General features: G+C 72.7%; 14 protein-coding genes. 6 read left to right on the forward strand and 8 right to left on the reverse strand.

The window, feature by feature from the left end:
• Nucleotides 1-50 precede the first annotated feature (50 nt).
• Nucleotides 51-731, reverse strand: coding sequence for a TetR family transcriptional regulator (locus SM418_RS15255; RefSeq protein ID WP_371941494.1), 681 nt, complete (start codon nt 729-731; stop codon nt 51-53).
• A gap of 318 nt (nt 732-1,049) precedes the next feature.
• Here SM418_RS15255 and SM418_RS15260 point away from each other — a divergent pair, with 318 nt between their 5' ends.
• From SM418_RS15260 to SM418_RS15270, 3 genes are all read left to right on the forward strand, one after another.
• A complete protein-coding gene (locus SM418_RS15260; RefSeq protein ID WP_371941492.1) occupies nt 1,050-1,316 on the forward strand; it encodes a hypothetical protein in 267 nt (88 codons plus the stop codon).
• Nucleotides 1,317-1,422: 106 nt separating this feature from the next.
• On the forward strand, nt 1,423-1,698 hold the full coding sequence (locus SM418_RS15265) for a DUF6504 family protein (protein ID WP_371941490.1): 276 nt from the start codon (nt 1,423-1,425) through the stop codon (nt 1,696-1,698).
• A 1-nt stretch (nt 1,699) separates the two neighbouring features.
• Nucleotides 1,700-5,044: a DNA polymerase III subunit alpha gene (locus tag SM418_RS15270; protein ID WP_371941488.1), complete on the forward strand. Its 3,345-nt coding sequence runs from the start codon at nt 1,700-1,702 to the stop codon at nt 5,042-5,044.
• On the opposite strand, the gene SM418_RS15275 is transcribed toward SM418_RS15270, so the two are convergent.
• The 5 genes from SM418_RS15275 to SM418_RS15295 all read right to left on the reverse strand — a co-directional run bounded on the left by SM418_RS15275 (nt 5,041) and on the right by SM418_RS15295 (nt 8,839).
• The gene (locus tag SM418_RS15275) at nt 5,041-5,721 is read right to left on the reverse strand and encodes a DUF4328 domain-containing protein (protein ID WP_371941486.1); all 681 of its coding nucleotides are present in this window, start codon (nt 5,719-5,721) and stop codon (nt 5,041-5,043) included. The two genes, SM418_RS15270 and SM418_RS15275, sit on opposite strands and share 4 nt — an antisense overlap.
• A 100-nt stretch (nt 5,722-5,821) precedes the next feature.
• Nucleotides 5,822-6,154, reverse strand: a complete 333-nt coding sequence (locus tag SM418_RS15280; protein WP_371941484.1) for a hypothetical protein — start codon at nt 6,152-6,154, stop codon at nt 5,822-5,824.
• 176 nt (nt 6,155-6,330) lie between these two features.
• The gene (locus SM418_RS15285; RefSeq protein ID WP_371941482.1) at nt 6,331-7,056 is read right to left on the reverse strand and encodes an ABC transporter ATP-binding protein; all 726 of its coding nucleotides are present in this window, start codon (nt 7,054-7,056) and stop codon (nt 6,331-6,333) included.
• Nucleotides 7,029-7,886, reverse strand: coding sequence for an ABC transporter permease (locus SM418_RS15290; protein ID WP_371941480.1), 858 nt, complete (start codon nt 7,884-7,886; stop codon nt 7,029-7,031). The genes SM418_RS15285 and SM418_RS15290 overlap by 28 nt, the downstream gene beginning before the upstream one ends.
• Nucleotides 7,883-8,839, reverse strand: coding sequence for an aliphatic sulfonate ABC transporter substrate-binding protein (locus SM418_RS15295; protein ID WP_371941478.1), 957 nt, complete (start codon nt 8,837-8,839; stop codon nt 7,883-7,885). The genes SM418_RS15290 and SM418_RS15295 overlap by 4 nt, the downstream gene beginning before the upstream one ends.
• A gap of 401 nt (nt 8,840-9,240) precedes the next feature.
• Here SM418_RS15295 and SM418_RS15300 point away from each other — a divergent pair, with 401 nt between their 5' ends.
• The 3 genes from SM418_RS15300 to SM418_RS15310 all read left to right on the forward strand — a co-directional run bounded on the left by SM418_RS15300 (nt 9,241) and on the right by SM418_RS15310 (nt 11,194).
• Nucleotides 9,241-9,453: a hypothetical protein gene (locus tag SM418_RS15300; protein ID WP_371941476.1), complete on the forward strand. Its 213-nt coding sequence runs from the start codon at nt 9,241-9,243 to the stop codon at nt 9,451-9,453.
• Nucleotides 9,454-9,568: 115 nt separating this feature from the next.
• Entirely contained in the window at nt 9,569-10,360 is a 792-nt protein-coding gene (locus SM418_RS15305; protein ID WP_371941474.1) for a methyltransferase domain-containing protein, read from the forward strand.
• A gap of 21 nt (nt 10,361-10,381) precedes the next feature.
• A complete protein-coding gene (locus SM418_RS15310) occupies nt 10,382-11,194 on the forward strand; it encodes an SAM-dependent methyltransferase (protein WP_371941473.1) in 813 nt (270 codons plus the stop codon).
• 23 nt (nt 11,195-11,217) lie between these two features.
• Here SM418_RS15310 and SM418_RS15315 read toward each other — a convergent pair whose 3' ends face one another.
• Both SM418_RS15315 and SM418_RS15320 read right to left on the reverse strand, forming a co-directional pair.
• Complete coding sequence (locus SM418_RS15315) at nt 11,218-12,399, reverse strand: cytochrome P450 (RefSeq protein WP_371941472.1); 1,182 nt, start codon at nt 12,397-12,399, stop codon at nt 11,218-11,220.
• Between the two features lie 127 nt (nt 12,400-12,526).
• Nucleotides 12,527-13,546, reverse strand: coding sequence for an LLM class F420-dependent oxidoreductase (locus SM418_RS15320; protein ID WP_371941471.1), 1,020 nt, complete (start codon nt 13,544-13,546; stop codon nt 12,527-12,529).
• Nucleotides 13,547-13,563: the final 17 nt, after the last annotated feature.

Here is a 13,563-nt window from a genome sequence, read left to right on the forward strand (position 1 = left end):
GCCGGCGACCACGGAAACCCGTCGCCTCCGGGGGCTATTCCACCGTGCGGTCAAACCCAGTCGCGCATCGTCCGTCCCGCGAGGGTCACGGCCTCCTCCACCCGGGCCGCGACCGTCCCGGCGTCCCAGATCTCCTGGCGGGCGCACTCCTCGAACGCGACCTTGACCGCCGCCAGGTAGAACGCGACGACGATCCGGGGCCGGAGGTCGTGCTCCAGCTCCACGTTCTCGCGCCGCGCGATCTCGGCGGCGAGGCACTCCGTCGACTCCGCGTACCGCGCCATCTGCGCGGCCATCAGCGACGGCGTCGACTCGACGATCTTCCGGACGCGGCGGAACCGGGCGCCTTCGGCCGGATCGCCCTCGGCGATGGTCCGCAGCACCACGCGCAGCGACTCGAACAGGGCGGTGAACGGCCGCTCCCCGGGCGGACGGGTCGCGAGCGCCTCCCCGAGCACCTGGTCGTGCTCGGTCAGGAAGCTGGTGACGACGTCCTCCTTGGTGGCGAAGTAGCGGAAGAACGTCCGCTGCGAGACCTCCACCGCCGCCACGATCTCGTCGATCGTCGTGGCCTCGTAGCCTTTGGCGAGGAACAGGTCCAGGGCCGCGTCGATGAGCGCGAGCCGGGTCCGCTGCTTCTTGCGCTCGCGGAGCCCGGCCAGCGCGGGCTCCTCCGCCGGAGCGCGACCGGGCGGGTGGCCTGACGGGTCGCCGGCGGGGACGGCGCTCATCGGCTCACTCCTTCTGATCTGCCTGACGCGGGCACGGCCTGCCCGTCTCACAGAGGCTTCTATCACGGACGGGCCCTCCGGATGCGCGCGGGTTCCGGTCGCCGGAAGGCGCCCGTCCCGGGATTGGCGCACGTGGGCGCGGCGCGGCGCGTCCCTCCCCGGGGACCATTTCCCGTCACAGTGGGAAACAGCCGTTCCACTCTCCGGATTCCCCCTGCGCCATCGCGGGTTTCGGGTCATGCTGAGGTTGGTCACCATTCGTCGCCGGATGATCGCCCAAGGTCATCGAGCGACTCGAACCATGGTGAGGCGGCTGATGTGTCTGTAGTCGGAGGGATCGCCGAGGTGCGCCGGCGCCACCTCGCCGCGCTCGCGCGCGAGGTCGAGGCCCGCGGCCTCGCCTGGAGGTTCGCCGGGCCCGAGGAGTCGCTGCTGGCCGTCTACGGCCCGCGGACGCGGCGCCGGCTCATGGTCGTCGCGACCCCCGCCGGCGACGGCTGGTCCTACCTGTGGCCGGGCGGCGGCATGGCCGACGTGACCGACCTGACCGCCGCCGCCGACCAGCTGGCCCGCCTCCTGACCTGATCCCGCCTTGCTCCCGGGGCCGCGGCTTCCCTAGACTCCATTGCGAACGTTTGTTCGAAATGCCGCATGCTCCTTCCCCCGTGCGGTGAGCGCGAGGGGGAGGCAGATGACACGCGTGTTCGGCGATCCGGTGGACGTCTGGGTGAGCGACGGCCGTCCGGTCCGGTTCGTCTGGCGTGGCCGGCTCTACGCCGTCCGGCGGGTGCTGGAGCACTGGGTCACGACCCGTGACTGGTGGCGGGAGCAGCAGCCCGACGGCGAGGCCACCGGGGAGCGGGAGTTCTGGCGGGTCGAGGCGACCCCGGACCGGGAGATCGGCGTCTACGAGCTGCGTTATGACGTGGCCGCCGACAGCTGGCTGCTTTCCCGGGTATGGGATTGACGTGCACCTTCATGTCGCTTCGGGCTATTCGCTCCGGCACGGCGTCGCCTCGCCGGCGGCGCTGGCCGAGCGCGCGGCGGACCTCGGCATGGAGACGCTCGCCCTGACCGACCGGGACGGGCTGTACGGGGCCGTCCGTCACGTCCGGTCATGCACGGGCGCGGGGATCGGGCCCGTCGTCGGCGCCGATCTGCGGGTCGTCTCGACGGGTGAGGAACGCATCGTGGTCCTCGCCGAGGGGCGGGCCGGATGGCGGTCGCTGTGCCGACTCGTGTCGGCGGCGCACGCGGCGGGCGAGCGCGGGAACCCCGTGGTGACGCGGGAGATGGTCGGCGCCCACCCCGAGGGGCTGATCGTGCTGCTCGGCCCGGCGTCCGATGTGGGACGCGCCGTCACGGGGCGGCGTCCGGACGTCGCCGCCGCCCGGCTGGACGGCTGGCGGGCGACGGCCGAAACCATGATCGAGATCGTGAACCACTACGGCAGGGGCGATGGGCCGCGGGCCGCCCGGATGCTGGCGCTCGCCCGCGCGGCCGGGGTGCCGGCCGTGCTCGGCAACGCCGTCCGCTACCTGGAACCGGCCGATCATCCGGTCGCGCAGGTGCTGGACGTGACGCGCAAGCTCGTCCCGCTGGACCGGCGCCACCTGGAGGACCGGACCGGGCAGGCCTACCTGAAGTCGATCCCGGAGATGCGGCGGGTCGCGGAGCTGAGCTGCGGGCTCGACGAGGCCGGCGTGCTGGTCGAGGCGACGCGGAGGCTTTCCGAGCGCTGCGTCCTGGAGCCGGGGCGCGATCTCGGCATGGACGACGTCCACCTGCCCGCAGCGGAGGGCGACCCTTACGCGCGGCTCGTCGCCCGGTGCGCGGACGGGATGGCGCGGCGCGGGCTCGACGGGAGGAGGGCCGCCGGCCGGCTCGACGAGGAACTCGGGGTCATCGCCCGGAAGGGGCTGGCGTCGTACTTCCTCACGGTCGCCGATGCCGCCGCGCTGATCAGGGAGCGCGGCATCCGCTGCGCGATCCGCGGGTCGGGCGCGGGCAGCCTGGTCAACTACCTGCTCGGCATCGGCGACCTCGACCCGCTGCGGCACGGCCTGCTCATGGAGCGGTTCCTCGCCGACAGCCGCGAGGGGCTGCCCGACATCGACCTGGACGTGGAGTCGGCGCGGCGGCTGGAGGCGTACGAGGCGCTGTTCGAGCGGTTCGGCGCGGAGAGCACGGCGTGCGTGTCGATGATGGAGACCTACCGGGCGCGCAGCGCGCTGCGCGACGTCGGCAACGCGGTCGGGCTCCCGCCGGCGGAGATCGACGCGATCGCCAAGGCGTTCCCGCGGATCCGGGCGAGCCAGATCCGCACCGCGCTGCACGACCTGCCCGAACTGCGGCAGAGCAACCTGGCGGCGGGCCGCCTGCAGGTGCTGTTCCGGATCGCCGAGCGCCTGGACGGCCTGCCCCGGCACATCGCCATGCACCCGTGCGGCGTCCTGCTGTCGAACCCGTCCCTGCGGGACCGGACGCCGATCGAGCGGGCCGCCGCCGGGTTCCCGATGAGCCAGTTCGACAAGGACGACGTCGAGACGATGGGCCTGCTCAAGCTCGACGTCATCGGCGTGCGGATGCAGTCGGCGATGGCGCACGCGGTGGCGGAGGTCGCGCGGGTGTCGGGGGAGACGATCGCGCTGGAGGACGTCCCGCGCGACGATCCGGCGACGTTCGCGCTGATCCGCACGTCCCGGACGCTCGGCTGCTTCCAGATCGAGTCGCCCGGCCAGCGGGACCTGATCGGCCGGCTCCAGCCGCGCGACCTGGACGACCTGGTCATCGACATCTCGCTGTTCCGGCCGGGCCCGGTCAACTCCGACATGGTGTCGCCGTTCCTGGAGGCGCGCGCCGGGGCCCGGGAGCCCGACTACCCGCATCCCGATCTCGAACCGGCGCTGCGCGAGAGCCTCGGCGTGGTCGTCTTCCACGAGCAGGTGCTCCGCGTGATCGACGCGATGACCGGATGCGGCCTGTCGAAGGCGGAGGCGGCCCGGCGGAGCCTCGGCCACGAGCGGGGCCAGGCCGTGGTCGGCGCCTGGTTCCGCGAGCGGGCCCTGGCGCGCGGCTACGGCGAGCCGACCGTCGACCGTGTCTGGCGGACGCTGACCGCGTTCGGCGCGTTCGGCTTCTGCAAGGCCCACGCGGCGTCGTTCGCGCTGCCCACCTACCAGTCGGCGTGGCTGAAACGGCACCACACGGCCGCCTTCTACGCGGGCGTCCTCACCCACGATCCCGGCATGTACCCCAAGCGGGTCATCCTGGACGACGCCCGCCATTTCGGCGTCCCGATCCTGCCGCTGGACGTCAACCGCTCGGCCGCCGGCTGGCACGCCGAACCGGTCTCGGCCGGCGGCCCGACCGGGATCCGGGTCGCGCTGAACGAGGTCAGGGGCATCTCCGACGCCGAGGTCGACAAGATCGTCGACGCGCGGCCGTACGCGTCGCTCACCGACTTCTGGCGCCGTGCCCGCGTGTCCCGCCCGACCGCCGAGCGGCTCGTGCTGGCCGGCGCGTTCGACGCCGTCCACGACGCCGTGCCGCGCCGCGACCTGCTCTGCCGCGTCGGCGCCCTGGACCGCGTCACCGCCCGCGCCCCCCTGGTCCAGGGGCAGCTGCCCCTCGCCGACGACGCCGGCCTGGAGGTCGACGTCGCCGACGACATCCCGGCGGGCGAGCTGCCGCCGATGACGCCGGCCGAGATCGTCGAGGCGGAGCTGGACATCCTCGGCATGGACGTGAGCCGCCACGTCCTGACCTTCTACGACGGGCTGCTCGCCGGGCTCGGCGTCGTCCGTGCCGCCGACCTGCCGGGACGTCCCGCCGGAAGCGAGGTCCTGGTCGCCGGCGTCAAGGTCGCCACCCAGACCCCGGCGGTCCGGTCCGGGCAGCGCGTCATCTTCGCCACGCTGGACGACGCGACCGGGCCCGTCGACCTCACGTTCTTCGAGTCCGTGCAGGACCGGTGCGCCGCCACCGTGTTCGGCTCCTGGCTCCTGGTCGCCCGCGGCCGCGTCCGCCATGCCGGGGACCGCGCCGTCTCGATCACCGCGAACGCCTGCTGGGACCTGAACGTCCTGCACGAGGAGTGGTGCCGCGGCGGCCCGGACGCCGTCCGCGACGCCATCTCGGATGCCATAGGGCGGAGCCCGGCCCCGCACGGCCGCCCGGTGGGCCGCCGCATCGTCCAGCCAACGGGCTTGGCGATGTCGCCGTACTCGGACATCGGCCACGCGGGCCCGGCCGTCAAGCGCCCTCCGCGGTCCGCCCTGTGGCATTCGAGCCCGGGCAGCTCGGGCGCCTAACCCTCGCGGGTGACCTGGAGGCGGGTGATCTGGAAGACGGTGGCCATGCAGAGGGCGGCGGCGAGGGACTGGAAGGCGGCGGCGGCCACGCCGAGGTGGACGTCGAAGCGCGCCTCGGCGAGGGTGTCGACGCTGCCGTGCGTGAACGCGCGGCCGAGGAGCAGGCCGAGGAGGGCGCAGACCCACCAGCCCGCCACGACCAGCCCGGCCGCCTGGCGCTCGGCCGTCCGGTACCGGCCACTGTTCACCCAGACTTCGTAGACCATCCGGGGCGGCACCCAAAGGTTGACGACGGGCAGGAACCAGCCGAGCAGCACCCAGGCGCGGTGGTGGCGGTGCGGTCCGGGGGACTGCCGGAACGCCCGCCACAGCCAGACCAGGTAGAGCAGCCCGGTGACCGTGGCCATGATCGCGCCGATCGTGAACACGTCCGTGTAGGGGGCGAGAGCCCGGCCGGTGGCCACCGCGTCATAGCTGTCGTGCGTCGCCCCGCGCAGCGGATGCGCGATCCTGAGCAGGCTGATCCCCGAGCCGAGGGCGACGAACGCGTTGAAGCCGAGCAGCATGAACACGGCCACGCCGACGGCGCGGAAGTCGCGGCGCCGCGCCCACGCGCCGCACGCCGGGCACCGGTCGACCTCGGTCGGGATGATGTCGCCGCACAGCGCGCACGGCATGATCCACCTCCCTCGGCCTTTGCGTTCGGTTGCTTTGGATACTACGTACGTTTGACATGCCCGGCCCAATGCGGGTTCGCGCGACACGCCCGTGGAAACGTCACGGGTGGAACACGAACCAGTGAGCGGCGCAGGTCGCGGCGGCGGCGCCGGCGGCCCACGCGGCGAGCCGGCCGGGGCCGCCCGTGGCCACCAGCCGCTCGGGGCGCAGGCCGGTCACGGCGAGCAGCGCCCACCACTCGGCGGTGAGCGCGATCGAGGCGTGCAGCGACCCGAAGCCGATGAGGGAGAAGAGCAGGACGATCCCGGCCGGGGTCGCCACGTGCGCGAACAGCGCGGGCCCGCGGGCCGGCCGGGGCAGGCCGCGGAGCAGCCCGGCGAGAACGGCGCCCCAGCCGACGGCGCCCAGCACCCAGATGACCAGGACGGTCACGGGCAGCCCGTTCAGTGACTCCGGTGCCAGTGCCGTGTCCTTCCCCCGAATGTCCGCCCGGGGCGGCCCGCGCCGCCACCTCGACGTCCAGACAGGGTACGGCCTGAGCGCCGGACTGGCGGATCGGCCGTCCGGCCGATCCGCCGTTCGATCCGGCGGTCCGATCGGGCAGGCCGCTACGGCTCGTCCGGTCCGGCCGGTACGTGGAGCAGCGCGAGCAGCCGGCGCCGGAGCGCGCCGAAGCCCGGCGAGTCGACGGCCCGCGGACGATCGAGGTCGACGTCGATCGACTCGGCGATCCGTCCGCCGTCCAGGACGAGCAGCCGGTCGGCGAGCAGGATCGCCTCCTCGACGTCGTGGGTCACCAGCAGGGCGGCGAAGCCGTGCGCGGCCTGCAGCCGCCCGAACAGGGCCTGCATCTTCAGCCGGTTCAGCGCGTCGAGGGCGCCGAACGGCTCGTCCAGCAGCAGTAGCTCGGGCTCGCGGATGAGGGCGCGGGCGATCGCCACTCGCTGCGACTGCCCGCCGGACAGCTCGGCCGGCCAGGCGCGTCCCCGGTCGGCCAGGCCGACCTCGGCGAGCGCCCGCGCCGTGCGCTCCCCGGCGTCCGGGCTCCGGACGCCGAGCGCCACGTTGTCGGCGACCCGCTTCCACGGCAGCAGCCGGTGCTCCTGGAAGACCACGGCCTGCGAGGACGTGGTGGTGAACTCGCCGGTGGCCTCGTCGTCCAGCCCGGCGAGGATGCGCAGCAGGGTGCTCTTGCCCGAGCCGCTCGCGCCCAGCAGGGCGATCACCTGGCCGCGCTCGACGGTCAGGTCGACGCCGTCCAGGACGACCGTGCCCGCGAAGGACCGGCGCACGCCGCTCGCCTGCGCTACGTGGCCTGCAGTCCGCGGCGCCATCCGAGGAGCCTCCTTTCCGCGGTCCGCAGGACGAGGTCGGACAGCAGGCCCAGCGCCGCGTACACGACCAGGCCGAGCACGACGACGTCGGTCTGGCTGAACTCGCGGGCCTCCATCATCATGAAGCCGAGCCCGCCCTGGCCGTTGACCTGCTCGCCGACGACGAGGCTCAGCCAGCCGGCGGCGAACGCCAGCCGCAGCCCGATGAACACCGACGGCAGCGCGCCGGGCAGCACGACGTGCCGGATCCGTTCCAGCGCCGTCAGCCCGCAGGTCCTCGCCGCCTCGACCAGCCTCTCGTCGATGTCGCGGATGCCCGCGTAGGTGTTGAGGTAGATCGGGAAGAACGCGCCCAGCGCGACGAGCGTGATCTTCGTGGACTCGCCGATGCCGAGCCAGATGATGAGCAGCGGGACGAGCCCGAGGTGAGGCAGCATCCGGGCCATCTGCACGGTCGGGTCGACCAGGTCGTCCCCGATCCGCAGCAGCCCGGCGACGGTGCCGAGGGCCAGGGCGAGCAGCCCGCCGATGAGCAGGCCGATCACGGCGCGCTGCAGCGAGTCCACGAGGTAGCCGCCGAGGGCGCCGTCGGCGGCGAGCCGACGGCCCGCCGCCAGCACGTCGGTGGGCGGCGGGAGCTTCTCCGGGTCGAGGACGCCCGTCTGCGCCGTGACCTGCCACAGCGCCAGCAGCGCCAGCGGGGTGATCAGCCGCCTCTTGCGGAAGCCCGCCCACTTCCCGGACGGCCTCCCGCCCGGCTTCGCGCCCGGCCTTCCGGCGGGCTCGTCCCGCGTGGCCGGCGCCGCCGCGTCCGTCTCCGCCACGCTCATTTGAGGACGTCCGTGAAGCGGTCGTCGATGCGGCTCTTCATGTCGACCCTGCCGGGGATCAGCTTCAGCTCGGCGAACCCGTCGGCGATCTCCTGGATCTCGTTGCCGATCTCCGCGGTCACCGGCTCGATCGGCTGCGCGCTGCGGGCCTGGGCGCGCAGGGTCGTGTCCAGCGGGATCTTGAGCTCGGGGGACAGCAGCCGCCCTCGCTCGTCGGGGTTCGCGATGCCCCAGGCGGTGGTCTGGCGGAGGGTCTCCAGGAACTTCCTGACCTGCTCGGGCTTCTTCTCCAGCGCCTCCGGCGACACCAGCACGTACTCGCGGTTGTTGGCCAGCCCGCTCGCGTCCACGAGGACCCTGACGCCGGGCGTCTCGGCGAGCGCGAAGTAGGGGTCCCAGATGATCCACGCGTCGATCTGGTCGTTGTCGAAGGCCGGGCGGGCCTCGGCGGGCTTGAGGTACTTGACGTCGATGTCGTCGATCGTCATGCCGTTGGCCTCCAGCAGCTTGACCAGCAGCCAGTTGACGTTGGAGCCCTTGTTGAGCCCGACCTTCTTGCCCTTGAGGTCCTTGAAGGACCGGAAGCCGCTCTTGTCCTTGACGAGGACCGCCTCGCCCTTGGGGACGGGCGCCGAGGTGGCGACGATCTTGAAGTCGGTCTTCCCCGCGGCCGCGAAGATCGGCGGTGCCTCGCCGACCTCGCCGATGTCGATCGCGCCCGCCTTGAGGCCCTCCGTCAGCGCCGGCCCGCTCTCGAACAGCGACCAGGTCGTCCCGGGCGCCTCGGCGTGCCGGGCCTTGACGAGGCTGAGCGAGGCGAACCGCTGGTAGCCGACCCGCAGCTCCTTGCTCTCGGAGGCGCCCGCCTTGCCGCCGTCGCCGCAGCCGGCCGTCAGCGCGGTAACGGTCAGGGCGAGGGCGCAGGCGAGGGCGGCTGTGTAACGGCGCATCATCAGTGCTCCAGTGGGGGTGTGGGTGGTGCCGCCCCACTATAGAACTAAAGCTACCAATTTAATAGGGAATTATGAGGTAGATCACCCGGCGGCCGCCGATCCGTCGGCCGCGACCGGTGCCGGACTGCCGGATCGACGGTTTGGTCGAGGGCGGGACGAGGGGGTGGGGCGAAGGGGGCGAGGGGTGGGGCGCGGGTCCGGCGGTCCCCGCTCCGGGCTCGGCCGGTCGAATGCACATTCGAAAATGTCCGAGGCGCCCCGTAGCGTTGACCGCGTGATCTGGGAGACACCTGGGAACAGGCGTCGAACCGGGTGGCTTGTAACGGCGTACTAGGGGTATGTGGCAACCCGGTGGCACCCGCACAGGAGCGGTCCACCGGGTTCAAGGAAGGGGCGTTGGCATGAGCGCAGCGACCGGCACGTTCCATCTCTCCCGCCCGCGGCTGGACGGGCCCGCCGAGCGGACCGTCGTGGAGCCGTGGCTCACCGAGCTTCCGCACGCGTCGCTGAACGCCTATGCCGCGCCCGCGCCCGCGCCCGCGCTCGCCGCGGTCGAGACCCTGCCTGTGCGGCCGCGGCCCGTGCCCGCCCGCCGCATCGCCGTGGCGGCCTGACAGGTCGCCGGAAAGGGGATCGAGGCGGAATCTCGATCCCCTTTTTCCACGTCCTCGCGTCTCATATATTGATATCCGCTTCTCAAAGTATGAGAAGCGGGCGTAGTGTCGGGGCATGCCCGCATACACCCACGGACACCACGAGACCGTCCTGAGCGCGCACCAGTGGCGCACGGTCGAGAACTCCGCCGCCTACCTGATCGAGCACCTGCGTCCGGGGCAGACCGTCCTGGACGTCGGCTGCGGCCCCGGCACGATCACCGCCGGGCTGGCCGAGCGCGTCGCACCGGGCCGCGTCGTCGCCGCCGACGCCGCCGAGACCGTCCTGGACGAGGCCCGAAAGAACACCGCCGACCTCGGCAACGTCGAGTTCGCCGTCGCCGACGTCCACGACCTGGACTACCCGGACGGCACCTTCGACGTCGTCCACGCCCACCAGGTCCTGCAGCACGTCGCCGACCCCGTCCGAGCCCTGCGGGAGATGCGGCGCGTCGCGAAGCCCGGCGGCATCGTCGCCGCCCGCGACGCCGACTTCGGCACCATGATCTGGTACCCGGACCCGCCCGGCATGGACTCCTGGCTGCCGATCTACTACAGGGTGGCGCGCGGCAACGGCGGCGAACCCGACGCCGGACGCCGCCTGGTCTCCTGGGCCCGCGCCGCCGGATTCACCGACGTCACCGCGTCCGCCTCGGCCTGGTGCTACGCCACCCCGGAGGAACGCGAATGGTGGAGCGAGTCCTGGGGCGGCCGCATGCTCGACTCCTCCGTCGCCGACCAGGCCGTGGCCGGCGGCCACGCGACCCGCGAGGAACTCCGGCGCGTCTACGCGGGCTGGAAGGCCTGGGCCGCCGCCGAAGACGGCTGGTATTCGGTAACCCACGCCGAAATCGTCTGCCGGGGATAAGGTGGTCGTCCCGGTCGGCCGATGGAGCTTCTTATGGCATCGAATTTAGACGTCAGCGTTCCCAATATCGCCCGTATCTATGACGCGATGCTCGGCGGCAAGGACAATTTCGCCGCCGACCGGGAAGCCGCCGACCGTTTGCTCGAGGTCGAGCCGATGTCGGGCCTGTACGCACGGCAGCATCGTGCGTACATCGGCCGGGCCGTGCGGCTCATGGCCGAATGCGGGGTCCGCCAGTTCCTCGACATCGGCACCGGCCTGCCCACCATGGACAACGTCCATCAGATCGCGCACCGGCACGCGCCCGGTTCGCACGTCGTGTACGTCGACAACGACCCGGCGGTCTGCGCCCACGCCCGCGCGCTGCTGGCCGGCGACCCCGGAACGGTCGCGGTCATCCAGGAGGACCTCCGCAACCCCGAGCGGATCCTGGCCCACCGCGACACCCGCCGGCTGATCGACTTCGACGAGCCGCTCGGCATTCTGATCACCGGGGTCCTGCATTTCATCCCGGACGACGACGATCCTCACCGGGCGATCGGCGTCCTGACCGAGGCGATGTGCTCCGGCGGTCATCTGGCCATTTCTCACATCACCGACGAAGAGGCGCGCAGAACACGGCCGTCCGACAACCAGTCCGGGCTGGCGGTGTTCGCGAAGAGCAACGCTCCGATGCGGCCGCGCAATCGCGCCGACATCGAACGGTTCCTGGACGGCCTCGAACCGCGCGACCCCGGCCTCGTGTGCATCACCCGCTGGCGGGCGACGAATCCCGCGGTCATCCCCGCCGACCTGCGCGACGTCTGGCTCGCGGCCGTGGCGCGCAAGCCCTGATCAATCCGCGCCGCCCGGCGCCCTCAACGGGGCGTCACCGTCATCGGCAGGGACGCGAAGCCGCGGACGTAGGCCGAATGCGGCCGCCGCCCGGCGGCCGGGTCGAGGTCGAAACCGGCCAGCCGGCCCACCATCTCCTCCAGGACGATCCTCGTCTCCAGCCTGGCCAGCGAGGCGCCCAGGCAGTAGTGCGGGCCGCTGCCGAAGGTGGCCATCTGGCTCGTGTCCCGGTCGAGGTCGTACTCGTCGGGCCGCTCGAAGACGCGCGGGTCGCGGTTGGCCGCCCCCGGGAGCAGCACGATCCGCGCGCCCCGCGGGAGCCGGACCCCGTGCATCTCGACGTCCTCGGTGAGCGTGCGCAGCTGGAGCGGGGCGGCGGTGTCGTAGCGCAGCGTCTCCTCGATCCAGTCGGGGATCCGGCCCGCGAACGCCTTGGCGCCCTGCTCGGGACGGCGCCACGCCCAGTACCAGGCGTTGCCGATGAGGTTGGCCGTGGTCTCGTTGCCCGCCCCGACCAGCAGATGCAGGAACGCGATGATCTCGTCGTCGGTCAGCGGCTCCTCGTCCACCGCGGCGTCGAGCAGCGCGGAGGCGAGGTCGTCGCGGCGCGTCCGGCGCCGGTCGGCGACGATCTCGGCGAAGTGCCCGACCAGTTCGAGCAGCGCCGCGATGCCCTCCGGGCCGATCTCCCGCGTCCCCGGCTCGCGGTGCAGCGCCGCGTCCGCCAGGCGGCGGACCTCGGCGCGGTCCGCCTCGGGGACGCCGACCAGCTCGGAGATGACGTCGGTGGGCAGCGGCGCGGCGATCGCGGTGACCAGGTCGAACGCGCCGCGCTCCAGCGCGGCCTCGACATGGCGCCGGGCGATCACCCGGATGCGCGGCTCCAGGTCGGCGATCCGCCGGGGGGTGAACACGCGGGACACGAGCCGGCGCATCCGGGTGTGCCGGGGCGCGTCCATCGCGATGAACGACATCGCCTCCTGGGCCTGCGGCCCCCAGGCGCGCCGCTCCAGCAGCGGCCCGTTGGCGCTGGAGAAGCGGGCCGGGTCGCGGAAGGCGCTCACCACGTCGGCGTGGCGGGACAGCGCCCAGAAGTCCAGCTCCTCGTTGCGGTGGACCGGCGCCTCCTCGCGCAGCCGCGCGTACACCGGGTAGGGGTCCGCGTCGACCTCATGGAAGCCGTACGGATCGAACGCAACGCCCACTTGTGGTCTCCCGCCATGCTCGCGTTCCTGTACAGTCTCGCCTGGACCGTCCGCCCCGTACCAGACCAAGATCCTTTCGGGCCGGAAGCGGCCACCCCGGGCCGCGGGGCTCCGGTCAGGAGCCGGCTCAGGAGTCGGCCAGGTCCTTGATGGCGCGCAGGGTCGGCTCGTCCCGCACGCCGGCGATCAGGACGGTGGTGACGGGGCTGTCGCGCCAGAGCTGGAGCCGCTCCTTGATGCGCCCGAGCGGGCCGAGCAGGGAGATCGCATCGGCCAGCTCGTCCGGGACGGCCTTGACCGCCTCGTCGCGGCGGCCGGCGAGGAACAGTTCCTGGACGCGTTCGGCCTGCTCCGCGTAGCCGAGCCGGCCGATCAGGTCGAGATGGAAGTTGCGGTCCTTGGCGCCCATCCCGCCGATGTAGAACGCGAGCGGGATCTTGGCGAACCCCAGGGCGGACTCGAGGTCGTCGGTGACGATCGTGGTGACGGTCGCGGCGATCTCGAAGCCGTCCGGACGGCCGGCCAGGGACGCGCCGAAGACGGAGTCGAGCTGCTGCGGGTCGACGAACAGCGGCAGCCAGCCCTGCGCGACCTCGGCGGACAGCGCCACGTTCTTCGGGCCCTCGGCGCCGAGGTAGACGGGGATCTCCGGCCGGACGGGGTGGGCGATCGACTTCAGCGGCTTGCCGAGGCCCGTCCCGCCGGGGAAGGGCAGCGGGTAGTACGGGCCCTCGCTGGTCACCGGGGCCTCGCGGCGCCACACCTGCCGGACGATGTCGAGGTACTCGCGGGTGCGGGCGAGCGGCTTCGGGAACGGCTGCCCGTACCAGCCCTCCACGACCTGCGGGCCGGACGCGCCGAGGCCGAGGATCACCCGCCCGCCCGACAGCGCGTCCAGGGTGAGCGCGTGCATCGCGGTGGCCGCCGGGGTCCGCGCGGAGATCTGCACGACGGCGGTGCCGAGCTTGATCCGGGACGTGCGGGCGGCGTACCAGGCCAGCGGGGTGAACGCGTCCGAGCCGTACGCCTCGGCGGTGAACACCGAGTCGTAGCCGCAGCGCTCGGCGGCCAGCACCGTCTCGGTCTGGTCGTCGGGGTCGCGCTGCCAGTAGCCGACGTTGATGCCGAGCTTGAGTTCCGCGGTCACGTTGCACCCTCCGGTTG

Source organism: Actinomadura chokoriensis, from assembly GCF_041463665.1.
Taxonomy (GTDB): Bacteria; Actinomycetota; Actinomycetes; order Streptosporangiales; family Streptosporangiaceae; genus Spirillospora; species Spirillospora chokoriensis_A.